At 34.9% G+C, this 25340-nt stretch carries 23 protein-coding genes; all 23 read left to right on the top strand.

The window, feature by feature from the left end:
* Window positions 1-122: 122 nt before the first annotated feature.
* Window positions 123-1922, top strand: coding sequence for an ABC transporter ATP-binding protein (locus DNJ75_RS03950; RefSeq protein WP_117001887.1), 1800 nt, complete (start codon window positions 123-125; stop codon window positions 1920-1922).
* Complete coding sequence (locus tag DNJ75_RS03945; protein WP_117001886.1) at window positions 1915-2904, top strand: NAD-dependent 4,6-dehydratase LegB; 990 nt, start codon at window positions 1915-1917, stop codon at window positions 2902-2904. Before DNJ75_RS03950 ends, DNJ75_RS03945 begins: the two co-directional genes overlap by 8 nt.
* Window positions 2897-4039 (top strand): LegC family aminotransferase, encoded by a 1143-nt coding sequence (locus DNJ75_RS03940; protein WP_117001885.1) that lies wholly within the window; start codon window positions 2897-2899, stop codon window positions 4037-4039. The genes DNJ75_RS03945 and DNJ75_RS03940 overlap by 8 nt, the downstream gene beginning before the upstream one ends.
* Complete coding sequence (locus tag DNJ75_RS03935) at window positions 4036-4620, top strand: NeuD/PglB/VioB family sugar acetyltransferase (protein WP_117001884.1); 585 nt, start codon at window positions 4036-4038, stop codon at window positions 4618-4620. The genes DNJ75_RS03940 and DNJ75_RS03935 overlap by 4 nt, the downstream gene beginning before the upstream one ends.
* 3 nt (window positions 4621-4623) lie before the next feature.
* A complete protein-coding gene (neuB, locus tag DNJ75_RS03930; RefSeq protein WP_117001883.1) occupies window positions 4624-5622 on the top strand; it encodes an N-acetylneuraminate synthase in 999 nt (332 codons plus the stop codon).
* Window positions 5619-6779, top strand: a complete 1161-nt coding sequence (gene neuC / locus DNJ75_RS03925; RefSeq protein ID WP_117001882.1) for a UDP-N-acetylglucosamine 2-epimerase — start codon at window positions 5619-5621, stop codon at window positions 6777-6779. Before neuB ends, neuC begins: the two co-directional genes overlap by 4 nt.
* Window positions 6772-7815: a nucleotidyltransferase family protein gene (locus DNJ75_RS03920; RefSeq protein ID WP_117001881.1), complete on the top strand. Its 1044-nt coding sequence runs from the start codon at window positions 6772-6774 to the stop codon at window positions 7813-7815. Before neuC ends, DNJ75_RS03920 begins: the two co-directional genes overlap by 8 nt.
* On the top strand, window positions 7812-8732 hold the full coding sequence (locus tag DNJ75_RS03915) for a Gfo/Idh/MocA family protein (RefSeq protein WP_117001880.1): 921 nt from the start codon (window positions 7812-7814) through the stop codon (window positions 8730-8732). Before DNJ75_RS03920 ends, DNJ75_RS03915 begins: the two co-directional genes overlap by 4 nt.
* Entirely contained in the window at window positions 8732-9451 is a 720-nt protein-coding gene (locus tag DNJ75_RS03910) for an acylneuraminate cytidylyltransferase family protein (protein WP_224742264.1), read from the top strand. The genes DNJ75_RS03915 and DNJ75_RS03910 overlap by 1 nt, the downstream gene beginning before the upstream one ends.
* Before the next feature lie 14 nt (window positions 9452-9465).
* Complete coding sequence (locus tag DNJ75_RS03905) at window positions 9466-10539, top strand: acyltransferase family protein (protein WP_117001879.1); 1074 nt, start codon at window positions 9466-9468, stop codon at window positions 10537-10539.
* Window positions 10540-10561: 22 nt separating this feature from the next.
* A complete protein-coding gene (locus DNJ75_RS03900; RefSeq protein ID WP_117001878.1) occupies window positions 10562-11332 on the top strand; it encodes an oxidoreductase in 771 nt (256 codons plus the stop codon).
* The gene (locus tag DNJ75_RS03895) at window positions 11329-12687 is read left to right on the top strand and encodes an oligosaccharide repeat unit polymerase (RefSeq protein ID WP_117001877.1); all 1359 of its coding nucleotides are present in this window, start codon (window positions 11329-11331) and stop codon (window positions 12685-12687) included. Before DNJ75_RS03900 ends, DNJ75_RS03895 begins: the two co-directional genes overlap by 4 nt.
* Entirely contained in the window at window positions 12665-13813 is a 1149-nt protein-coding gene (locus tag DNJ75_RS03890) for a hypothetical protein (protein ID WP_117001876.1), read from the top strand. The genes DNJ75_RS03895 and DNJ75_RS03890 overlap by 23 nt, the downstream gene beginning before the upstream one ends.
* Before the next feature lie 60 nt (window positions 13814-13873).
* Window positions 13874-15004 (top strand): N-acetyl sugar amidotransferase, encoded by a 1131-nt coding sequence (locus tag DNJ75_RS03885; RefSeq protein WP_117001875.1) that lies wholly within the window; start codon window positions 13874-13876, stop codon window positions 15002-15004.
* The gene (gene hisH / locus DNJ75_RS03880) at window positions 15001-15612 is read left to right on the top strand and encodes an imidazole glycerol phosphate synthase subunit HisH (protein WP_117001874.1); all 612 of its coding nucleotides are present in this window, start codon (window positions 15001-15003) and stop codon (window positions 15610-15612) included. Before DNJ75_RS03885 ends, hisH begins: the two co-directional genes overlap by 4 nt.
* Before the next feature lie 2 nt (window positions 15613-15614).
* Window positions 15615-16385, top strand: coding sequence for an AglZ/HisF2 family acetamidino modification protein (locus DNJ75_RS03875; protein WP_117001873.1), 771 nt, complete (start codon window positions 15615-15617; stop codon window positions 16383-16385).
* A gap of 38 nt (window positions 16386-16423) precedes the next feature.
* Window positions 16424-17452, top strand: coding sequence for a polysaccharide biosynthesis protein (locus tag DNJ75_RS03870; protein WP_117001872.1), 1029 nt, complete (start codon window positions 16424-16426; stop codon window positions 17450-17452).
* Window positions 17449-18576 (top strand): polysaccharide biosynthesis C-terminal domain-containing protein, encoded by a 1128-nt coding sequence (locus DNJ75_RS03865; protein ID WP_117001871.1) that lies wholly within the window; start codon window positions 17449-17451, stop codon window positions 18574-18576. The genes DNJ75_RS03870 and DNJ75_RS03865 overlap by 4 nt, the downstream gene beginning before the upstream one ends.
* 1 nt (window position 18577) lies before the next feature.
* On the top strand, window positions 18578-19705 hold the full coding sequence (gene wecB, locus DNJ75_RS03860) for a non-hydrolyzing UDP-N-acetylglucosamine 2-epimerase (RefSeq protein WP_117001870.1): 1128 nt from the start codon (window positions 18578-18580) through the stop codon (window positions 19703-19705).
* Window positions 19693-20907 carry a glycosyltransferase family 4 protein gene (locus tag DNJ75_RS03855; protein WP_206609089.1) on the top strand — a complete coding sequence of 405 codons (1215 nt, stop codon included), beginning with the start codon at window positions 19693-19695 and terminating at the stop codon, window positions 20905-20907. The genes wecB and DNJ75_RS03855 overlap by 13 nt, the downstream gene beginning before the upstream one ends.
* A gap of 355 nt (window positions 20908-21262) precedes the next feature.
* Entirely contained in the window at window positions 21263-22816 is a 1554-nt protein-coding gene (locus DNJ75_RS03850; protein WP_117001868.1) for an ATP-binding protein, read from the top strand.
* A 233-nt stretch (window positions 22817-23049) separates the two neighbouring features.
* Window positions 23050-24219 (top strand): sugar transferase, encoded by a 1170-nt coding sequence (locus DNJ75_RS03845; RefSeq protein WP_157968193.1) that lies wholly within the window; start codon window positions 23050-23052, stop codon window positions 24217-24219.
* A gap of 101 nt (window positions 24220-24320) precedes the next feature.
* Window positions 24321-25160: a GumC domain-containing protein gene (locus tag DNJ75_RS03840; protein WP_117001866.1), complete on the top strand. Its 840-nt coding sequence runs from the start codon at window positions 24321-24323 to the stop codon at window positions 25158-25160.
* Window positions 25161-25340 lie beyond the last annotated feature (180 nt).

The raw sequence follows: 25340 nt of genomic DNA, 5'->3' as shown, positions 1-25340 counted from the left end.
CGACGGTTTTCAAGTAAAGAACTTATTAGTTTCAAAATAAAAATTGGACATGAGATAAAGTGGATAGAAAAATTTCGGTTATTGATTGTTTTATGCACACTTCTAGTGATGATATGTGTTAGATGAAAAAGTTTAAATATTATTTTTTTGGCATCATGGATGCAAAAGACAAAAAAGCCTTCTGGCGATATGTTATGGTGCTCTTTTTAGGTAGTGTTTTTGCTGTTTTAGGAATTGGCGCTGTAATACCTTTTATCAATGTATTGATTCAACCTGAGAAAGTGATGTCTTATCAAATTTTTGATGGATGGGGTTATAACCATATAATCATTATCTTAACAGTAGTTTTGATTATTGCATTTGCCGTTAAAAACTTAGTAGCATTATGGTTGCTTAATTATCAATCTAAATTCTTATTTGGTTTGATGGCAAAGATACAAGGTAAACTTTTTACTGGTTATATGGCATTGCCCTATGAATATCATTTGAATCGCAGTACGCCTGATTTGATTAAAAATGTTAATAATGAAACGACAATGTTGTCTAATTATGTTGTGGCACCCTTTGGCTCGTTTTTGACTGAACTTTTATCCTCAATATTCGTGCTTGTTGTTTTATTTTGGATTAATCCAGTTTTTACCATATTGGTTGCAATATTTTTAGTTTTAGGTGTAACACTCTTTATGCGGCTTATTAAAGTTAAAATAGAGCACTACTCAAATGTGCGCTCTGAAGCGTGGTCTTCAATGACGGAGAATGTTTTAGCTGGACTTTCGGGTATCAAAGAATCAAAGTTATACCATTGTGAGAAAACGTTTTTAGATGCGTTTAAAAAAGATGCTGTTCAACTTAAGTCATCCAGTGCCTTTCAGCTAACATTTCAACAAGCGCCAAGAATGCTGATTGAGTTTATTGGTTTAACAGTGGTGATGTGTGTGTTGTGTGGCTTCGTTTTGGTTGGCAACACGCCACAGAGTATGTTTGTGCTTTTGGGAGTTTTTGGTGTTGCCGCTGCACAACTTCTACCAAGTTTAAACCGGTTAACTCAAGCGATGGTTCAAATAAAATATGGGATGCCAGCGTTAGAAGGGATATATAATGAGTTGCACCAAGTTAAGTCTAATGATTTGTTGTTACTCGAGCAGAAAAAAAAGGTAAATACTTTTAATTTTATTGATTATCTTAAACTCAAGGATCTATATTATAGCTATGCAGATGGCACGCAAGCGATTAAAGGTGTTTCTTTAAATATTCCTAAAAATAAAAAAATTGCTTTTGTCGGTGAATCAGGTGCTGGTAAAACGACTTTAGTTGATTTGGTTATGGGGTTATATGAGCCATTGCAAGGCCATATTGAGCTCGATGATGTAGTGATTAAAAATGCTGATCAAAAGCTAGCATTTCAGAAGCTGTTTGCTTATATCCCGCAATCTATTGTCTTGTATGATAAAACAATTAGAGAAAATATCGCCTTTGGTGTTGATGTTGATAAGATTGATAACCAGCGTATTCAGGCGTGTTTGCAAGCTGCACAGTTAAAGGAATTTGTTAATCAATTAGATCAAAAAGAATATACATTTATTGGTGAGTCTGGTGTGCGTTTGTCCGGTGGACAAAGGCAGCGTATTGGAATTGCGCGTGCACTTTATCAAGAACCTCAGATTTTAGTGATGGATGAAGCAACGTCAGCACTTGATAATAACACCGAAAGAGAAGTAACTGACGTGTTGTCAAAACTAACAAATCTCACTATCATAACGATCGCACATCGTTTGAGTACGATTCAAGATTATGATGTTATATTTGTGATGCAGAATGGCAGGGTAATTTCTTCTGGTAGATATGATGAGTTATTGGGAAGTTGTTGTGTGTTTGCAAAAATTGCAAGAGTAACGGAAAATAAAGTGAGTGATTATGTTTAAAGAAAAGGTTGTTTTGGTAACGGGGGCTGATGGTTTTATCGGTTCTCATTTGGTGGAGATGCTTGTGAAACAAGGTGCGCGTGTAAAAGCTCTTAGTCAGTATAATTCATTTAATTATTGGGGGTGGTTAGAGGATATTGATTGCCTTAATAATATTGAAGTGCTTAATGGTGATATTCGCGACCCTCACTACTGTAAAGAGATAACTAAAGATGTAGATGTGATTTTTCATTTAGCGGCACTTATTGCTATTCCTTACTCGTATGTGGCGCCAACGAGCTATGTTGATACTAATATCACTGGAACCTTAAATATTTGTCAAGCAGCTAAAGAAAATGGTTGTAAACGCATTATTCACACCTCAACAAGTGAAGTCTATGGTACGGCAAATTACGTGCCAATTGATGAAAAACACCCACTGCAGCCACAAAGTCCATATAGTGCAAGCAAAATTGCAGCAGATGCAATGGCAATGAGCTTTTACAATGCCTTTGGATTGCCTGTAACGATTGTGAGACCTTTTAATACGTATGGTCCGAGACAGTCAGCGCGAGCAGTTATTCCAACAATTATTACGCAGATTGCAAATGGGATTAAGGAAATAAAGCTTGGGGATGTATCACCAACACGTGATTTTAACTATGTAGAAGATACGTGTAGAGGGTTTATCGCTTTGGCAGAATGTGATAGAGCAATTGGTAAGACGGTAAACGTTGGCTCGAATTATGAAATTTCTATTTTAGATACGCTGAATTTAATTAAAGAAATTATGCAAAGCGATGTTCGATTTTTAGTAGATGAAGCACGCATTCGTCCAGATAAAAGTGAAGTTTTTAGACTGTGGTGTGACAATACCTTAATTCATGAGTTAACAGGATTTAAGCCTCAATATGATATTAAGGAAGGCTTGAAAAAGACATGTCAGTGGTTTGCTCAAAGTGAAAATTTAGCAAAATATAAGGCGCATATTTATAATGTATAACGCATTTATTGAGTTTGTTAAAAGTTTATATCCAAATCAGGGGTTCATTCCATTGCATGAGCCTCGTTTTATCGGTAACGAAAAGAATTACCTTAATGACTGTATTGATTCAACATTCGTGTCTTCGGTAGGTAAATATGTTGATCAATTTGAAGATGCCTTGGCGGATAAGCTTGGTGCTGATTATGCTGTTGCTACTGTGAACGGCACGGCTGCATTACATATGTGTCTGTTGCTTGTTGGGGTTGAACAAAATGATGAAGTGATAACACAGCCCCTTACCTTTATTGCAACATGTAATGCAATTGCCTATTGCAGTGCTCATCCTGTATTTGTTGATGTTGATCTGGATACCATGGGGATGTCTCCGGAATCTTTGAGAAAATTTCTTGAGTGTAATGCAAAATTAGATAAGGGTGTTTGCTATAACAAAACAACGGGTAGAAGAATTACAGCGTGTATCCCGATGCATACCTTTGGTCATCCTTGCCGCATAGATGAGATTAGAGCGATATGCGATAAATATGGTATCAAAGTCATTGAAGATGCAGCGGAATCATTAGGCTCAACTTACAAAGGAAAGCACCTAGGTAATTTTGGACATATTGCCGCCATGAGTTTTAATGGCAATAAAATAGTGACCTCAGGTGGTGGCGGTGCAATTATTACTAATGATGAAAGATTAGCTAGAAAAGCCAAGCATTTAACGACAACAGCGAAACTTAAGCATCCTTGGAAGTTCGAGCATGATTGTATTGGTTATAACTATCGCATGCCAAATCTAAATGCTGCTTTACTGTGTGCTCAGCTTGAAAATTTGGATATGTTTTTATCAAGTAAGCGCCAAGTAGCAGAAAGCTATCAATCATTTTTTAAAGATTGTCAGTGGGCTCGCTTTATACCTGAATTAGAAGATGCAAGATCTAACTATTGGTTAAATGCTATTTTGTTGAGTAACCCTAATGAGCGTGATTCTTTCTTAAAAATGACGAATGATGCAGGTGTTATGACGCGACCTGTTTGGAAGTTAATGAATGATTTGCCAATGTTTAATCATGCGCTTGGTGCGGAAATTCCAAATGCATTAAAGCTTGAAAAATCAATTGTAAATATTCCAAGTAGTGTTCGGTTATGAAGGAAAAGATTTTGCTAATTGGTGGCGGTGGGCATTGTCGCTCATGCATTGATGTTATCGAACAATCTAATCAATTTGAAATTGTGGGAATTGTTGACTCATTTATATCAGTGGGTGCTAAAATATGTGGTTACTCGGTATTGGGATCTGATGAAGACTTATCAAAACTGCATGCTTTTGCAAAATATGCTCTTATAACTGTTGGTCAGCTAAAAGATAATGAAATCAGAAGAGGCTTGCACTCTACTTTAAGAGCGCTAAATTATATTTTGCCAACTATTGTTTCACCTTTTGCGTATGTTGCACGAGATGTAGAGATTGGAAGTGGAACGATTGTAATGCATCATGCCATAATTAATACAAATGCAAAGGTTGGAGAGAACTGTATTGTTAACACTAAATCTTTAATTGAGCATGACGCAGTCATATTGGATCATTGTCATATTTCCACGGGAGCGATTGTCAATGGTCATGCAAAAGTTAATAGTGATTCTTTCGTTGGCAGTAATGCTGTTGTTGTGCATAATGCTTCCGTTCCAGAAAAAACATTTATAAAAGCAAACCATCTATTTAAAGGATAAGTTGTGAGTAAAGTATTTATTATTGCAGAAGCTGGAGTTAATCATAATGGTTCAATAGATTTAGCTAAGAAGCTTATTGATGTTGCTAGTGATGCAGGTGCTGATGCCGTTAAATTTCAAACATTTAAAGCGGAAAAGCTTGTTTCAAAACAGGCACAAAAAGCGGACTACCAAAAACAAACAACGGAAGCACAAGAGTCTCAATATGATATGATCAAGAAGCTGGAGCTTGATGAAAATACTCATTTAGAGTTGATGAATTATTGCAAAGAAAAAAGCATTATGTTTTTATCGACCCCCTTTGATCATGAAAGTATTCGTTTGTTAGCGGATATGGGACTAGAGATTTTTAAAATTCCTAGTGGCGAAATTACTAATTTACCTTATCTTAGAGCAATAGGTGGATTGAATAAAAAGGTAGTGCTTTCAACGGGAATGGCAGATATTGGAGAGATAGAAGATGCTTTGGGTATCCTTGATAGTGCGGGAACAAGTAAAGAAAATATCACAGTGCTTCATGCTAACACAGAGTACCCAACACCAATGTGTGATGTTAACTTAAAGGCGATGCAAACAATAGCGCAAACGTTTAAAGTAAAAGTAGGGTACTCAGACCATACCTTGGGTATTGAAGTTCCAATTGCAGCTGTTGCAATGGGTGCTTCTGTGATTGAAAAACACTTTACCTTAGATAAGACGATGTCAGGACCTGATCATAAAGCTTCTTTAGAACCTAAAGAATTAAAGGCAATGATTGGTGCGATTCGTAATATAGAAAAAGCTTTGGGTGATGGCATTAAAAAACCAAGCCCTAGTGAGGCACCTAATATAGTCATTGCAAGGAAGTCAGTTATCGCAATTAAATCAATTGCGAAGGGTGAGCTTTTTACAGAAAAAAATATTGGCATTAAAAGACCAGGTAATGGTATTAGTCCTATGCGCTGGGATGAAGTTGTTGGAACTTATGCGCAAAAAAACTATCAGGAAGATGAGCTGATATGAAAAAAGTTTGCGTAGTAACAGGTGCAAGAGCAGAGTATGGGTTGTTTTATCCTATATTGAAAAAAATTCAAGCATCACGTAAATTGCAGCTGCAACTTGTAGTGACGACGATGCACTTATCTTCAGAGTACGGTGATACTGTTGAAAATATTAGGGCAGATGGGTTTGAAGTAGATGCCGTTGTAGAGAATTTGTTAGCGGCAAACTCCAATACTGCTATTTGTAAATCAACAGGTCTTGCTTTAATGATGTTGGCAGATGTATATCAAAGACTTCAACCTGATGTTGTGCTGCTATTAGGGGATCGTTTTGAAACACATGCAGCAGCAACTTGTGCGCTTTTAATGAATATTCCAATTGGGCATATTCATGGCGGGGAAATATCAGAAGGTGCAATTGATGAGCAAATTAGACACAGTATTACTAAGATGGCTCATGTGCATTTTACTTCGACAAATACGTATCGCAACCGAGTAATTCAAATGGGTGAGAACCCAAATATGGTGTTTGTATCAGGAGCGCCTGGGATTGATAATATTTTGAATATGAACTTACTTACGAAATCCCAACTTGAGTCTGAGTTAAATTGGCAATTTGGTAAAAAAAATATTCTATTTACTTATCATCCTGAGACGATTGGGGTATTAGATAGTAAGCAGGTGATAGATTCAATATTAAGCCAAATTAAAAAATCACCTGAAGATTGTCATGTGTTGTTTACCTATGCGAATGCTGATGAAGGTGGGGTTATCATTAATAAAGCATTAGAAGGTTTTGTTAAAACTGATCAAAAAAGATTTAAAGTAGTTAAAAATTTGGGACAGTTGAGATATTTATCTGCAATGAACTGTGTTGATGTTTTAGTTGGGAATACCTCAAGTGGTATTATCGAGGCGGCAAGTTTTCATAAACCCGTTGTGAATATTGGTGATCGGCAAAAGGGCAGGCTGGATAGTGGTAATGTGGTGCATTGTGGTTTTCATAAAGTCACTGAGGCTATTAAAGAGGCGTTGACGCCTGAGTTTATTGCTCACTGCCAAAAAGCTAAAAACATTTATGGAAATGGGAATGCTGCTGAAATAATAGTTGAAGCCTTAGCGTTATGCAGTTTGTCAGTCGTTAAAAAATTTTGTGACGTAGGGGTAGGCAATGCTTAATATTGAAAATGTGTTAATATCCCCAAAAATACTAATTGTAGATGCAATGAAAGCTCTAGATAAAGGTGCTAGCCAAATTTTATTAGTAGTTGATAGCGAGCAAAAACTCTTGGGAACTATTACCGATGGTGATATCAGGCGGGCTATATTGTCTGGAGTTAGCTTAAATGATCCCGTTCAAGGGATAATGAATAAGCATCCTCTGTATTTTATACAAGGGGAAAAATTTGATTTAAAGCAGGCGAAAGAAAAACATATCACCAAGGTTCCAATTATAGATCAGCAGAATGTTGTTGTAGATTTGTTTGATGTATATGAGGATAGAGAGACTGAGAAAGAGAATATTGTGGTGTTGATGGCTGGGGGATTAGGAACACGCCTTCGCCCTTTAACAGATAAAAAACCAAAGCCATTATTGGATGTAGGTCAAAAACCAATCTTGGAAACTATTATTGAAAACTTTGCCAAACATGGATTTAGAAAATTTTATTTATCAGTTAACTATAAAGCAGATATGATAAAAGAACACTTTAAAGATGGAAGTCATTTGGGTGTTCAAATTGAGTATTTGCAAGAAACTCATCGTTTAGGTACTGCGGGTGCCTTAAGTTTATTAGACAAAGAGAAAGTGAATAGCCCTTTTTTTGTGATGAATGGCGATTTGTTGACAAACGTTGATTTTCAAAAGATGTTAGATTTTCATTTAGAGCAAAAATCTCTGGCAACAGTTGGTGTGCGAGAATATGATTTTCAAGTGCCATATGGGGTTATAAAGACAAAAAATGGTTATGTCTCCTCAATTGTTGAAAAACCGGTACATAATTTTTTTGTCAGTGCAGGTATGTATTTATTAGAACCAGAATTATTAAACCATGTTCCTGTTGGGGAGTTTTATGACATGCCAACACTTTTATCCGAAATAATTGAACAATCAAAACCTGTCAGCTCTTTCCCAATACATGAGTATTGGCTGGATATAGGTAGAATGGATGAGTATCATAAAGCTAATAGCGAGTATAAGGATGTTTTTATATGAAAGTGCTCATCATTGGCTATGGTTCGATCGGTAAAAGACATTTTGAAATACTATCTGGTTTGGAAGAGGTTAATCAGATTGATCTTGTAACTAAGCAGTCGATATCACATGTGATAAAGTATAATGAGCTATCTGAAATACCTAGTGAGATACTCTTAGAATATGGTTACTTTGTAATAGCATCAAGAACTTGTGATCATTATGAGCACTTAGAGTACTTATGCAAACATGTGGATAGTAAAAAAATTCTGGTAGAGAAGCCATTATATGATAGATCTTATTCATCTATTGCTGTAAGAAGTAACACGGTGTGTGTGGCATATAACTTACGCTTCCACCCCGTGTTGTTAAAACTAAGAGAGCTTTTATGTGTACATAAACCTTTATTTGTAAATGTCGTATGTGGTCAATATCTGCCAGACTGGAGACCCGAAACAGATTATCGGGTCTCATATAGCGCTAAATCCCATCAAGGTGGTGGTGTTTTAAGGGATTTAAGTCATGAGTTGGACTATTGTACTTGGCTTTTTGGAACATTCGACAAAGTTAGTTCAGTGAGTAAAAAATTATCGTCTTTAGATATTAGCTCAGATGATGTTTTTTCATGTTTGGGTGTTACAAAGAGCAATATTGTGATGAGCATTTCTTTAGATTACTTGAGTCGTCAGCCGGTCAGACAATTAATTGTTCAGTGTGATGATGCGACAATATTTGTTAATTTACTTGATAGTAAAATTCAATTGATTGGTCACAATAGAAATGAGTCATTTAACTATGATGTCAAAAGGAATGATACCTATTTAGCGATGCATAAGTATTTTATTGGGAACAATCCTAAGAGGCTGTGTTCATATAGTAACGGCCTTGAAATTGTTAAATTTATTGATCATAACTTAATGTGTGGGGTACCTCTTTAGTGGAAGTAAAGAAAAATATTTTATGCACTATTTGTGCAAGAGGTGGCTCTAAAGGAGTGAAAAATAAAAATATACGCCTACTTGCAGGTAAGCCTCTTATCGCTCATACAATTGACCAAGCTTTGGCAACGAAAATGTTTGACCATATTGTGGTGAGTACTGATTCAGATGAAATTTCCAAAATTGCAATTGAATATGGGGCAGAAGTATTCTTTAAAAGGTCAGCAGATCTATCATCTGATACATCGGGTAAGCTAGAGGTAATCAAAGATGCTTTTGTGCGTTCAGAAGCATATTACAAAAAAAACTTTGATGTATTAATTGATTTGGATGCAACATCACCCTTAAGAGATGTGGAGGATATTGTTAATGCTTATGATCTTTTGCAAAAAGGGGAGTATAGTAATGTGATTACAGCAATGCCAAGCCGAAGAAGTCCTTACTTTAATTTAGTAGAAATAGATCAAAATGGTCGAGTGAGCTTATCTAAGTCTTTGAAAAAATCAGTGGTTAGAAGGCAGGATGCGCCAAAAACTTATGATATGAATGCCTCAATTTATATTTGGAAGCGCGATGCAATATTAAATAAAAAATCCCTTTTTCTTGAGAAAACAGGGTTATATGTTATGCCTGAGGAAAGATCAATAGACATTGATTCACCTTTGGATTTTGAGTATGTTTCTTTTCTTATGACTAGAAATCTTGATCACAAAGTTTAAGGGTTCTATTAACTATGAAATTAAATGATACACAGTCATATTATCTCGACTTTTTACGCTTGATTTCCGCTCAATTTGTTGTCATTGGACATGGGCTTGTAATGTTTGGAATTGTTCCAATAGGTTCGCATAACTACATTCAACAAACACCGGTTGTTATATTTTTCATACTCTCAGGCTTTTTAATAGCATATGCGCTTTTTAATAAAGAGGAGTCATATAACTTTAAAGTTTTTTTTATTGAACGATTTTCAAGAATATACTCAGGGTTAATTCCATGTCTCATTTTTATACTGTTAATTGATCTTTTGCGAATACATGTATTACATTTGGAGTACCCGTACGCAAATTATTTTGATGTTAAAAGCTTTCTTGCGAATTTATTTATGCTTGAAAACTATCCAAAAACCCATTTTCAGGCTTTTGGTTCAGGGAGACCTCTATGGAGCTTAGCAATTGAGTGGTGGATGTATATGTTTTTTGGCATGCTTTACCTCAGTTATTATAAAAATAAGATAAGTTGGAAAGGGGCGTGCCTGTTAATGTTTTTTGCAATAGTACCCTTTTATAATTTATATAGCAGTTATTCTAACTCAGGCAAAGACTCTTTTACGATTATTTGGTTTGCGGGATGGATAATTGCATTTTTCTATTCGTACTTATTAAAAACCGAAAGAATATCTATTCTAGCAAGTTCGATCTTTTTAGTTTTATTTTTAATCGCTGCAATTAGACGATACTCAATGGTTCCATATGTATATGATACGACATTTGTTTTGTTGGTTTCTTTTGCATTTATGTTTTCACTTTTGTTTTTAAGTAATTATCAAATAAACAAGCCACTTCTTGGGAGTAAGAAAGTAATATTTTGTGCAGGTTACTCATACACCCTCTACTTAATACATTATACTATTTTAGATTTAATATCAGTGCTATTTAAGCTTGGGAGTATTGAAATGCGATGGCTTGTTTTCATTGGCGCGTTTTTAGTTAGTAACTTACTGTCTGCATTTATTGCTTATCATACCGAAATGAAGTATAAAAATCTCGGCAGATGGATAAAAAGAAAACTGGGTGTTATTGCATGAATTATAAAAATGGGAGTTGCTGATGTTAGATGGTAAAGTAGTTGTCGTAACAGGGGGGGCTGGTTTAATTGGTAAAGCTTTTATAAGATCAATAGTAGAGAACAAAGGTATTGCAGTTATTGCAGATAGTAATATTGTGCATGCAATGAATGTTTCTAAAGAACTATCGTTGGACTTGCATAGTGATAGAGTTTTACCTATGCAAATAGATATTACTAACAAAAACTCAATTTCTAGTGTGATTGAGAAATTGCATGATGATTATGGTAAGATTGATGCTTTAGTCAATAATGCATATCCCAGAAATAAGAATTATGGAAAGCATTTTTTTGATGTGACGTACGATGATTTTGCTGAAAATACGAGCATGAATTTAGGCGGTTACTTTTTAACGTCACAGCAGTTTGCTCAATATTTTAAAAACCAAGGTTGGGGCAACATTATAAATATTGCATCCATTTATGGTGTGGTAGCGCCAAAATTTGAAATTTATGGTGGAACTAATATGACAACTCCTGTAGAGTACGCAGCAATAAAATCTGGAGTAATTCATTTGACTAGATATATGGCGGCGTATTTCAAAGGATTAAATATTCGAGTAAACGCAATTAGTCCAGGAGGAATTCTAGATAATCAACCTGAAAGCTTTTTGCAAAAATATAAAGAAAATTGTTTAAACAAGGGTATGCTTGATCCAAAAGATTTATGTGGAGCGCTTGTTTATTTGCTAAGTGATTTGAGTAAACATGTGAATGGGCAAAATATTATTGTGGATGATGGCTTTTCACAATGAATTTAGATTATAACAAGTCATTAATCAGAAACTTTAAAGGAATCTACTATCTTGGATATTTGGGTTTCTTATTGATCGTGGTTGCCTCCTTATCATTTACTACAAGAGTCGTATGGGGGCAGATATTTGCTGTAAATATTCTAATTTTATTGCTTTATGTACGTAATAGACCTGCATTCATTTTTCATCCTAATAACATGGTGTTTTGCTATCACGTCTTGTATGTTGTAATCCCAAGCTCGATATATTTTGTTTATAAATACTTTGATATTTCATATGCGCTTCCATGGCTACCCCCTGATTGGTTAAGCTTCGCACCATTGATTTATATTGAAATTTTATTTGTATATATAATTTTATATGGCTCCTTTTCATGTTTTACTAGAAATATCAAATATAATCTAGTCCCAGAATATAAAGTATCAACTTTTGTTACAGGTGCTACTTCTACAGTTTTGGTGGTGTTGCTGATTTTCTTTATTACTTTTTCTGGTGGGTGGTTGATGTGGGTTGAAAACTATCAAAAAGCCTACATAAGCAATAGAGAGGGGCTTGGTGTAATTAATTTTTTTATAACTTATTTATCTCCACTAGTGGCTTTTTTGCTAGGTTTGCAATGCAAGAAAGTTAGAAATACAATAGTGTATTTTGTTTTATGTATTTTGTTTCTATTGTTTCTATCATACTTTCAAGGGTTGAAGAGTAAATTTATTGTTTTATTCGTAATCTTTATATCCCCTTGGATTTACAGAAGTAAATTAACGTATAAAAAACTTCTGTTAATTGGAGTCTTTTTTTTAATTTTTCTTGGCTTTGCTAATTATTTAAGGTCAGATGGGTTTTATAATTCTAGCAAATCATCGATTGAATATCTTATGACATATTTCAATGTTTTCTACCTTCAGGACAAGGTGTTACATTTTTATCAGGAAGGATTTATGCAGACTATATACTTTCCTTTGGTAAAGTATATGCAGTTTATGTTTGGGGCTGATTCTCATTCTAATTTTGACTTATCAGTTATGTTGACCAAAGTTTTTTATCCTGAACAGTGGTATATTGAAAAAGGCACACAGCAATGGCCATTAATTACAGACTTATATTTTAATTGGTATGGTATGTGGCTGGGCTGGCTTCCCTTAGTGTTGTATGCAGCGATTATTTCTAAATTATACAAATGTTTTTGCGAGGCTAATTTGTTGCTTTGGCCAGTATACTTGCTTGAATTCTTTAGGATTTTTACAACTTTACGCTCAACGCTTATTCCTTGGGATATATTTGTAATGCTTTTTTTCTATTTACTAATTTATTTTATAATTGGGAAAGCTGTATATGTTAAAAAACAAAATAATTGAATCTTACTATAATGAAATCTCCTGTGATAAAGACGCTGCTGAATATTTGAATCTAGATAAAAAAAGGTACCCTGAGAGATTTCTATTTAAAATCGGTAAGATTGTTAACCTCTCCAAGCTCAAATATAAACTCTTTTTTTTATGCTGCATTCTGTATGAAAAAATTTGGTGGTTGTTGTATGTGTATATCATTGGCAGATTCGTTATGAGTAGTTTTATAAGGTCTCGTAGTAATGGTGTTTTAGAAAATGCAAGAGTGGGTTTTACCGAGTCAGAGAAGACATCTTATGATTTTAGTTTAACTGGGATAACATCCATTACTGAGGTGCCGCTGACATATAAAGGCTTATCTGAGTTTTGCTCCTTCAAAGACAAGAGTAGAGCCTTATTACTTGCTTTAAGAGTAGTTTATCAAGTTCAAGTATCTAGAAAGAAGAAATCAAAACTAGTATTTTCAAGCTTTAAGCTTCATCTAAATGATGTTTACAGAGTCTCTATGTATACAGTGCTGCTTGAAAAGCTAAAGAGTCATAGCATGAGTATTTTACTCAATAGTCATTATGAAAGATGGACATATCTAGCTTCACAGATTGCCGGAGAAAAATTAACATTAGTACAGCATGGCAGGTTAAAGGAAGGAATCGCTTTTGACTATAAACTTGGAATTGTAAATCAGCTTTACTGTTATAATAGCAAGTCATATGAGGCATACTTAAGTTACTACTCAAAAATTCAAAATCATCAATATATTAAACCACAGCTTAAGCTTGAGCATATTGGTGATAGGAGCAAGAAAATTATTTTTATGGCATCCTCGGTTGTTGCTGTAAATAAGGAGTTAGCTTTTATTAAGGAGCTGCTTGCAGAATCTAGATCGCTAGACATAGTAGTGTATGTTAAGCTGCATCCACTTTATGATTATGCGCATCAGTACGAAGAGCTTGCAAGCGATGTTGTATTTATTGATAAAAAAATTTACCCCTATGCTGACTATATGATTACGTATAGCTCATCTTTGGGAGATGAATATTTAGCTTTGGGGCAAAAAGTCCTTTTCTTAGAAGAGCATAAGGATATTGAGCAAGGAGTCAAGCTAGTATTAGAATCTCTCATTGAGGATAAATAAGCTTTCTGTTAGAATGCGAGCGGTTTGTTTTTAGCATACAATTAGTAGTTAAGGAATTAAATGAGTTACCAAATATGTACAAATTGCGTAATGGACACAACTGATAGTAAAATTACCTTTGATGAAAACGGGGTTTGTGATCATTGTAATACCTTTAAAAAAAGGACTTTACCTATTTGGCATCCAGATGAAGCGAGTATTGCCGAGATGCAGCAAGTTGCAGAAAAAATTAAACAGCACGGCAAAGGGAAAGATTTTGACTGTATTATTGGTATGAGTGGTGGCGTAGACAGTTCGTATCTAGTTTATTTGGCAAAAGAGAAGCTAGGATTGCGTCCATTAGTTTTTCATGTGGATGCGGGTTGGAATTCTCAGCAAGCGGTTAATAATATCGAAAGAATTGTTGATAAATTAGGACTTGATTTATATACCGAAGTGATTGATTGGGAGGAGATGAAAGATTTGCAACTGGCATTTTTTAAATCAGGAGTGTCTCATGTTGATACACCGCAAGACCATGCTTTTTTTGCAACGATGTATAAGTTTTGTTCCAAGTATAAGATTAAGTATATGTTAACAGGTGCTAACTATTCTACAGAGTGTATTGTTAACCCTTTTGAATGGATGTATTATCAATCAGACTCAACTCAGCTAAAAGATATTCATAAAAAATTCGGATCAAAACCGCTTAAGACTTTTCCTTTAACCAATATTCTTTGGCATAAAGTTTATCTGAAGTATATAAAGGGTATTCAAGTGGTGAAACCACTTAATTACTTCCCCTATGTCAAGGAAGAAGCAACACAATTTTTAGAAAAAGAGTTTGGATATCAGCGTTATGCACAAAAGCATTTTGAGTCGCGATTTACTAAATTCTACGAGGGGTATTGGTTGCCAGAGAAATTTGGATTTGATACAAGAAGAGTCCAGTACTCAAGTTTGATTCTAACAGGACAAATGAGGCGTGATGAAGCGTTGGAAAAACTTAAGAAACTAGCGTATGATCCTGAAACCATTGAGCATGACTTTGAGTATATAGCCACTAAGTTGGGCATTGCTCCTGAAGAGCTCAGAAAATATATGAATGAGCCAAATAAAACATTTAAAGATTATAAAAACCAGTATTGGATTTATGAGCTGGGTTCGTGGGCAATGCAAAAATTAAAAATGAAGGCAGAGTATAGAAGATGATAGGAGTGGTTGATTATGGCGTTGGCAATGTTAAAGCCTTTGTCAATATATATAAACGTTTGAATATAAAATGCCAGATTGTCAATTGTGAAAAAGAACTTCATAGTGTAGAGAAGCTTATTTTGCCCGGAGTGGGATCTTTTGATTATGCAATGTCTAAATTAAATAGTTCAGGCCTGAAAGAGTCGATTATAGAGCTTGTTATGAATGACAAAGTACCAATTCTTGGTGTGTGCGTGGGGATGCAGATGCTTTTAAACAGTAGTGAGGAAGGCGAGCTTGAGGGTCTTGGTTGGATTAGTGGTGTTGTGAAAAAATTTATAGTAAATGATTTACATAAGTTACCTTTACCACACATGGGATGGAATGTTGTATCTAAGATGAGTAACCATCAGATACTTTCAAATTTGGAAACTCAAGCGAGGTTTTATTTTTTGCATTCTTACTATGCGGATTGTGATGATCAGCAAAATGTTTTAGCAATGGCAAACTATCAGGATGATTATGCTTGTATTGTGAATAAAGAAAATATCTATGGTATGCAGTGTCATCCTGAAAAAAGTCATCATAATGGTGTGCAGTTTTTAAAAAACTTTGGGGAATTATAAAAGTGCTATTTCCAAGAATTATCCCTTGCCTACTTGTACATAATAATGGACTTGTTAAAACAGTAAAGTTTAAATCAGGAAAGTATGTTGGTGATCCGATTAATGCAGTGAAAATTTTTAATGAAAAAGAAGCTGATGAACTGATGGTGTTAGATATCGATGCAACAGTTAAAGGCAAGGAACCAAACTATGGCATGATTGAAAATTTAGCTGCAGAGTGCCGGATGCCGTTATGTTATGGTGGTGGAATTGTTAATGCTGAGCAAGCAGCTAGAATCTTTTCCCTAGGTGTTGAGAAAATTGCCATGAGCTCTGCCATAATAACAAACCCTAATTTGGTTGATGATATATCCAATAAAGTCGGTGCACAAAGTGTTGTTGCAGTGTTAGATGTCAAAAAGAATCTTTTTGGTAAATATTCCATATATACTCATAATGGAACCAAAAAGATTGATATAGATTTATTTGATATGCTGGAAAGGCTAGAATCTTCAGGGGTAGGCGAAATTGTTATTAACTCAATTGACCATGATGGCGTAATGAAAGGTTATGATTTTGCTTTAGCAAAAAAAATAAAAGCTAGTATTAAAGTGCCACTCACCATACTGGGAGGGGCTGGAACTCTAGAGGATATAAAGCAGTTAGTTGATGAAAATGGCATTATTGGCGCTTGTGCTGGTAGTTTATTTGTTTTTAAAGGGAAGTATAAAGCTGTCCTAATCAATTACCCAAATGCTCTAGAAAAAGCAAAAGTGCTTAACATTTTTGCCTGATATTATGATTGATATAAGTTTATAAGGTATTAGTTAAAATGTTTAAGAATAAAGTATTATTAATAACAGGCGGCACGGGCTCCTTTGGCAATGCTGTCTTAAGAAGATTTTTAGAAACTGATATTGCTGAGATTCGTATCTTTTCGCGCGATGAAAAAAAGCAAGATGATATGCGTAAAGCATATAATTCGTCAAAGTTAAAATTCTACTTGGGTGATGTCAGAGATGTTAACTCGATTCGTGATGCGATGCGTGGAGTGGATTATGTATTTCATGCTGCAGCATTAAAGCAGGTGCCTTCATGTGAGTTTTATCCGATTCAGGCAGTGCAGACAAATGTTTTGGGCACTGAAAATGTATTAAACGTTGCTATCGAGAATAAAGTTAAAAAAGTAATTGTGCTTAGTACGGATAAAGCGGTTTATCCAATTAATGCGATGGGTATGTCCAAAGCATTAATGGAGAAAGTTGCGGTTGCTAAATCGCGAAATCTTGATGAAAATGTCACAACGATTTGCTGTACGCGTTATGGTAATGTGATGGCGTCTCGTGGTTCTGTTATTCCGTTATTTATTGATCAAATACGCAATAATAAACCAATTTCAATTACAGACCCGCAAATGACGCGTTTTATGATGAGTCTTGATCAAGCTGTAGAGTTGGTTTTATTTGCATTTGATAATGGTCACAATGGTGATATTTTTGTGCAGAAAGCGCCTGCGGCAACCATAGATTTATTAGCAAAAACGCTAAGGAAATTACTTCAAGCGCCAGATCATCAGATCAAGATAATAGGTACGCGCCATGGTGAGAAGCTCTATGAGACATTGCTAACTCGTGAAGAAATGGTAAAAGCGATTGATCTGGATGGATATTATCGTATTCCTGCAGACGGACGTGATTTGAACTATAGTGAGTATTTTGACGAGGGTGAAACCGTTGTCACTCAATCAGACGAATATCACTCTCATAATACACAGAGATTAACAGAAGCTGAGCTGCATAACTTATTGCTAGGCTTACGAGAGATTAAAGACGATCTTGTTGAATTTGGTGCTCTAAAATGAGGAAAACAATTTTAGTAACAGGAGCCAATGGCTTTATTGCCAAAAATTTAGTAACTCAACTCAGGCACTGTGCTGCGTTCGATTACAATATTGTAGAGTCTAATAGACAAACTTCAGATGAAGTGTTAGAGCAACTAGTTGAAAGCGCTGATATCATCATGCATTTAGCCGGTGAAAATCGCCCAAAAAGTGATGAAGGCTTCATTGAGGGCAATTTATCTTACACGCAAAAAATATGTGATTATGCAAAGAAGCATCGACTTGCAATCATATATGCGTCATCGACTCAGGCGGAGCTTGACAATAGCTATGGTCAATCAAAGTTAGCAGCAGAAAATACTTTGAGAAGTTACAGTAATTCAAACAATACGAATGTCTCCATCGTAAGGTTACCAAATGTGTTTGGCAAGTGGTGTAGACCAAACTATAATTCCTTTATTGCAACAATGTGTCATAACTTGTGGCGAGATATCCCTGTCAAGATTGATAACACTTCTAAGATGCTAACGCTAGTGTATATAGATGATGTTGTCCGCACACTAATAGAGCAAATCAATGAAATTCTTGATGGTAAGGTAAAAGAAAATGTAAATTATTTTGATGTTGTTCCTCAATATCACAGGTCGTTAGGCTCGATTTATGAAGCGTTGCAAGCAATCAAAAATGGCCAAAAGACTTTGCAAATTACAGAAAGAGCTGAAGGATTTGAAAGAGCGCTAGCAGCAACTTTTATGAGCTATTGCCCTAAGGACAAAATAAAGTATGCACTTGCTGAGTATAGTGATGATAGAGGTACTTTCTATGAAGTATTTAAATTAGCAAAGTATGGGCAAGTATCTATTTCAACAACTAAACCCGGTGTTACAAGAGGTAATCACTTTCATCATTCAAAGCAAGAGAAATTTCTAGTAGTAAAAGGTCAGTGTGAGTTTAAGTTTAGATCATTGAATACAGGTGAGCTTATTAGCTTTAGTACATCAGATAGAACAAAGGAAGTGGTGGAAGTTCCTTTAGGCTATACACATAACTTTACTAATATAGGCCCAGATGAGCTTGTTGTATTAATATGGTGTAATGAAGCGTTTGACCGCAATCATCCAGATACATATGCTTTAGAGGTGTAAAGTGCAAAAATTAAAATTAATGACAATTGTAGGAACTAGGCCCGAGATTATTCGGTTATCAGAAGTCATCAAAGAGGCGGATCGCTGTTTTGAACAAACTTTAGTGCATACCGGACAAAATTATGATTATGAACTTAACCAAATATTTTTTGATGACTTGGGATTGCGTGCGCCAGATGTTTATCTTAATGCAGTTGGCAAGTCTTTAGGAGAAACAGTTGGCAATATTATTGCATGTTCTTATACCGCCATGCAAAAATACCAACCAGAGGCATTATTGCTATTGGGGGACACAAATAGTTGTCTTGCAGCATATTCCGCAAAGCGCTTAAAAATTCCTATTTTTCATATGGAAGCAGGCAATAGATGCTTTGATCAAAATGTGCCAGAAGAGATTAATCGCAGAATTGTTGATTGTATTAGTGATGTTAACTTAGCTTATACTGAGCATAGTCGCCGTTATTTGTTAAGTGAGGGAGCTAAAAAAGAATATACATTTGTCACTGGCTCCCCTATGACAGAAGTTTTAAAAGCAAATATTCATAAAATAGAACAAAGTGTAATTCTTGATGAACTCAACTTGAAAAAAAGGAAATATATAGTTGTATCTGCTCATAGAGAGGAGAATATTGATTCAGAGAAAAATTTTACTTTATTAATGGAGGCGCTTAACGAACTTGCTAGCGCGTATGACTTACCAGTGATTTACTCTCTTCATCCAAGAAGCAAAGCTTTTTTAGAGAAGCGCAAGGTAGCATTGCATCCTAACTTAAAACTGATGAAGCCTTTTGGTTTTAGTGATTATAATGCATTGCAAAAAAATGCTTATTTAGTTGTTTCTGATAGCGGGACATTGAGTGAAGAGTCAGCAATGTTGTCTTTCCCTGGCATTTTAATTCGTACGAGTACTGAGAGACCTGAAGCGGTTGATAAAGGTACAGTAGTCGTCGCAGGAATTGATAAGCAATCAATTTTACAGGCTGCAGAAGTATTAAGGCAAACATTTGATTATGATCATGATCGCTATGAGCTGCCCCATGACTATAAAGACGACAATGTATCACAAAAAATAACTCGTATTATCCAAGGTTACACTCCTATTATTAATCAGTTTGTATGGCGAAAATGAAGATACTAATTATCACCGATGACTATTTACCGAAGAGTAAAAAAGTCTCAGCTAAGATGCTACATGAGTTAGCGTGTGAATTTTATAAGTTGGGACATCAGGTGTGTTGTGTTACGCCAAATAACTATAGTGATTCTGCGCATGAAGTGATTAATGAAATAGAAGTATTTCGCTTTAAAACGGGAGCGGTTAAAAATACAGGAAAATTGAAGCGTCTAATTAATGAGCTGCGATTCTCAAATAAAGTTTGGAAGCTTGTTAATAAGAATAATTTGAAGCCTGATGCCATCGTGTATTATTCACCCTCCATTTTCTTTGGTAAAGCAGTGATAAAGCTTAAAAAGCACTTTTCCATTCCAAGCTATTTGGTGTTAAGGGACTTTTTTCCACAGTGGACCATAGATCACGGCATAATTAAGCAACAATCTCTTATAGCGAAATTTTTGCGATATTATGAAAGTGTTAACTATCAAGCCGCTAGTCATATTGGCGTGATGTCACCGGCAAATTTAAGTTGGTTTAACAGTTACACTGATAAACGTTATATAGAGAATTGCAGTGTGTTATATAACTGGGTTGATACAGACTCTTTAGATAGTATTGCACCGAATGTTGAGTTTAGACAAAAATATGCTCTTGAGGATAAAGTGATCTTTATTTACGGTGGTAATATTGGCTTTGCGCAAAATATGCAAAATGTGGTTAATTTAGCTTACCAAATGCGATCATACAGTCAGGCACAATTTGTTTTGATTGGACAAGGTGATGAATATCAACTGGTTGCAAATGCAATTAAAAAGTTTGAGTTAAACAATATATTATTGCTTCCAGGCGTTTCTCAGAAAGAGTACTTTTCAATCCAAAAAATTGCTGATGTGGGTTTGTTCTCTTTGCATAAAGATCATAAAGCTCATAATTTTCCTGGTAAAATATTGGGATACGTTAGCCAACCTCTACCGGTTCTGGGGTCAGTAAATTCAGGAAATGATTTGATGGAGCTCATTAACAAAAGAAATGCTGGTCTTGTTTCTCTTACAGGTGATGATAGTGTGTTATACGCTAATGCTATTAAACTATTGGATAAGCGATGTCGTCAAGAATATGCCATGAACGCAAAAAGGCTAGCAAAATCAGTTTTCTCGGTTGAGTCTGCCGCAGAGAAAATTCTAGATGTTTTTGTTGGAAAGAGATCTGAAAATTAACGACGTGCTTGCAGCTGTTACTGAACTTGGATTATTATTTCTACGATCATCTTTAGGCTTTTTAATAGATTATAGTAGTTAGCAATCGAATATTAACTTCTGTTTTATTATGATAACCAAAGTTATCGCAACCTAGGTTATTATAATTGTGAAGCTTTATAATCGACAAGATGGGCTAGCTAGTCCTTTTGGCAAAAGCAGATAAGTTAAACACAATAAGGAAGAATTAAATCGAGGCAAATTGATATTAAAGTTACACAAGCTGGTGACCTATTATGATGGATATGATGTTGAATATAAACTATTATCACTTGGCGATATTAATGAACTGCTTAAGTAGGGAAAAGGTAAGAATATGAAAAAACTCCCGATTGGTATCTCAAGTTTTGAGAAAATTATTACTGAAAACTATGTTTATATCGATAAAACCAAACATGTTGATACGCTGGTGAACAAAGGCGCGGGGCGCTATTTTCTATCTCGTCCTAGGCGCTTTGGTAAGTCATTATTAATTGATACGATTAAGCAAGCTTTTCAAGGCAATAGAGAATTATTTAAAGGATTGCATCTTGAGAAAAACTGGGATTGGGAAGTCACTTATCCAGTATTACATTTTAGTTTTGGTGAGGGAAATATATCAAACCCTCAGTTATTGGATGAAAAGATTAGTAAGTTTTTAGATACGTATTATGAGCGTTATCAGATTAAAAAATTGTATAGTGAAGTTAGTAGCAAATTTTCTTATCTCATTAATACACTTGGCACTAGGTATCAGCAGGTGGTTATTCTAATCGATGAATATGATAAACCGATTTTAGACAATATTGATAATAATGATCTTGCTATAGCAATGCGTCAACGTTTAAAAAATTTTTATAGTGTGATTAAAGCGCAAGATGAATATATTAAGTTTGTGATGCTAACCGGAGTCTCAAAGTTTAGTAAAGTGAGTTTGTTTAGTGATTTAAACAATTTAGACGATATAACTTTAGATGCTAAATATGCTGATATTTGTGGTTATAACCAAGCAGAATTAGTAGAAACTTTTAATGTTTATTTGCAGCAAGCTAAAGTTGATTATGACGTATTAAGACGTTGGTATAATGGTTATAATTTTGCAGGAAGTGAAAAACAAAAAGTCTATAACCCTTTTGATATCTTATTATTTATAAGTAAAGATTTTCATTATCGTAATTATTGGTTTGAAACAGCAACACCAACATTTTTAGTGAAACTGGTGCAAAAGAATCGCTATTTTATCCCAGATTTTGAAAGTGTTGTGGTCAACGAGCATCTGTTGAGAACCTTTGATGTCGATAATATGCCGATTGAAACACTTTTATTTCAGACAGGGTACTTAACGATTAAAGAAATGTTTCTCCGTGGACATGTCATTGCTTATCGGTTAGGGTATCCAAATTATGAGGTTAAATATAGTCTTAATAACAGCCTGGCGACAATAGCGACAAATGATAGTAAGAAAAATCAAGTAATAGATCATATGATTAGCGCTTTTGAAAAAAATGATTTCGAGCGCTTAGGTGAGATTATATGTAGTCACTTTGCAAGCATTCCAAATGATTGGTATCGTAATAATGATATTGAGAGGTACGAGGGATTTTATGCCAGCATTGTTTATAGCTTTTTAGCAGCACTTGGCTATGATTTAATTGCTGAAGATGTGACAAATCACGGGAGAATTGATTTAACACTTGTGATGCCAGATAAGGTAATGATTATGGAGTTTAAACTACAGAAATACGGTGATGCCAAAGAGGCTGTTGCCCAGATTAAATCACGCCAATATGCACAAAAGTATGAGTCTTATAATAAACCAATTTATTTAATTGGGATGAGTTTTGATGACAAGCAGCGCAATATGGCGGATTTGTGGGTTGAAAAAGTGTGAATGTTAAAGAAGGTTTGTGATTAAATGAAAGCAACAACTATTTTTGGTTTAACAGCTAGTTAGACAGTTGCTCAAGTATAAGGAGTATCAGTTAACTTTTTAAAAAGTAAAGTAATATAACTAAACCGTGGGCAAGGTCAGTGCTTTTAGTATATACTTCAGCGCCATAGGAATTTATTTAATCGATCTATATGAATAAATCATCGCTAATTGCTTTTATATTAGAAACTCTTATGTTTTTATTATTTATATGGGCTTATGAGTATATCTGGAGCTTAAGTCAGGAGAGTTTTGTATTTATGCTTGTGATTTTCTGCTTTAGTTGGTTATATCGCTATCAACGTTCTAGCATGCTGTTGGAGTACTACACGCATATTATTATTGTTACAATCTTTTTCTTTATTATTATTTCTTTGGTTACGGTGGTTTTACGTAAAGCATCACATGTTTTTTTAGTGGGCAGTTGTGCCATTGTTAGTTGGTTCTTGGTGGTTACACTTGCCCGCTTTGTTATTATAAGGGCATTTGGACATCCTTATCGTATTTTAGTGCATTCACACTTACTATCGAGGCTTGCATTAAGTCATAAGGTTAAATTAATCGCAAAAGATAAGGTTATTCCAAAAGACTTGAAGCGCATTGATGCAATTGTCGTAGATAGGCACTTTCATTATGAAAATGACTGGAATCAGCTTATATTCCATGCAAGTCAACATGATATTCCTGTGCTAACTTTAAGTGCCTATGAAGAACTAATTGAGCAGCGCCTGTCATTAACACAGTTGAATGAAAATTGGATGTACGCAGGATTTAATGTTCCACTATGGTATCGATTTTTTAAAAATGTATGTGAGTTTTTGTTAGCTTTATTATTGCTACCATTATTACTGATTGTTTTTGCTGTGGTTTCGTTGGTCATTATTGTCACCATGGGGCGTCCTGTATTTTATATACAGTCAAGAATGGGCTTTAATAATAAACCATTTAAAGTATATAAATTTAGATCGATGGTTAAAAATGCAGATGTAGATGGCGAAACAGTGGCTGGAGATATGCGTGTCACCAAGTTTGGGGCATTTATGCGTAAATTTAGAATCGATGAATTACCACAGTTTCTGAATATTCTTAAAGGTGATATGAGTTTAATTGGTCCACGCCCTGAATGGGTGGAAACCGCGCGACAATTTGAAAAGGATATCCCTTTATATCGACTTCGCCATATTGTTAAACCTGGTATCACAGGGTGGGCACAGGTAACGCAAGGGCATACGATTGGAGCAGATGGCAACTATGAGAAGCTGCAATATGATTTATATTATGTAAAACATTATTCACTCATTATGGACCTGAAAATTGTTATGAAAACGATTTATACAATTTTGACTGGCTTCGGTGCAAAATAATCAAAACCTTTCATTGCATAGTTGTCTTCAATTCATTATATTTTTGCCAGCGTTTTTAGAACTAGTTAGAAAAAAATAAAATAAGGAAAATAAGGAAACATATGTCACAACAGGATAATGATATTATTAGTATGAGTGATTTATTGGTGACACTAATTAAGCATATTAAGTTATGGCTTGTGATTGTGGTGTTAGGCGTCATTTTAAGCATTGTTTATGGTGTGAAGCATCAAGATAATTATGAGTTTAGTGCCAATCTTCTGGGCCCTAGTTATATTAGTGAAGGAACGGCTCATTGGGTTATGGATAAGAGCGAACTTTCTAATTTAATCGGGGTTTATTATAAGCAATATCAAGACGCTAATGCTAATGACTTTTTTATTAATAAAGTACAGTTTGATGCGGATAAATTGCAGCTAAACATTAAAGCGAAAAAAGATCAGAATGAGCAAGTGATTACATTATTAAATGAATTTATTGATTATGCTCAAACACAGGAACAATACAAAACGACCATTAGTAACTGGCAAGAAAATGTTGAGTTTGGTTTAAAACAATTGCAACAGCAAAATAAGGTTTATGCTGATACCGTTAAGCAGTTTCAGCATAATATTGAGACGTTAAGCCAGACAAAAGATTTGGCGACCGTAAATGGTCAGGCACTATTGAATAATCTATCAAATACCATTTTGTCTTATCAAAGCCAAATGTTTGGCAATGATATAAAAATACAACACTATAAGTCACAGCTACAAACACTTAATAAAAAGATTCTATTATTAGGTGGAGTTATTAAATCTTATAAGCCTATTGGTCTAACTTCACCAGTAATTGTGATATTGGGCATTATTTTGTCGCTGGTTTTAGCAACAATTATTGTGTTTATAATTGAGTTTATTAAAAATCTGCGTCAAGAAGTTAAACAAAAATTAGCAAAATAAGAAGTGTCAGACTCATTGAGCTGCAAAATGTAGCTATAACCACTGAAACAAAACACGGCTGTCCCATCTAAAAACCTTGAGTCAAAATAGTGCTTAAAGTCTGATTTCCCCAGGCTGCTTTCTTACGTAATCCTTTGATGCCAACGTTCTTAAATTTCCCCTTTGTATTATTTAGCATAT

Origin of the sequence: Cysteiniphilum litorale (assembly GCF_003428165.1) — a bacterium.
GTDB lineage: Bacteria > Pseudomonadota > Gammaproteobacteria > Francisellales > Francisellaceae > Caedibacter > Caedibacter litoralis.
Note: the sequence above shows the minus strand (reverse complement) of the source record. Positions and strands in the feature narration are given on the sequence as shown.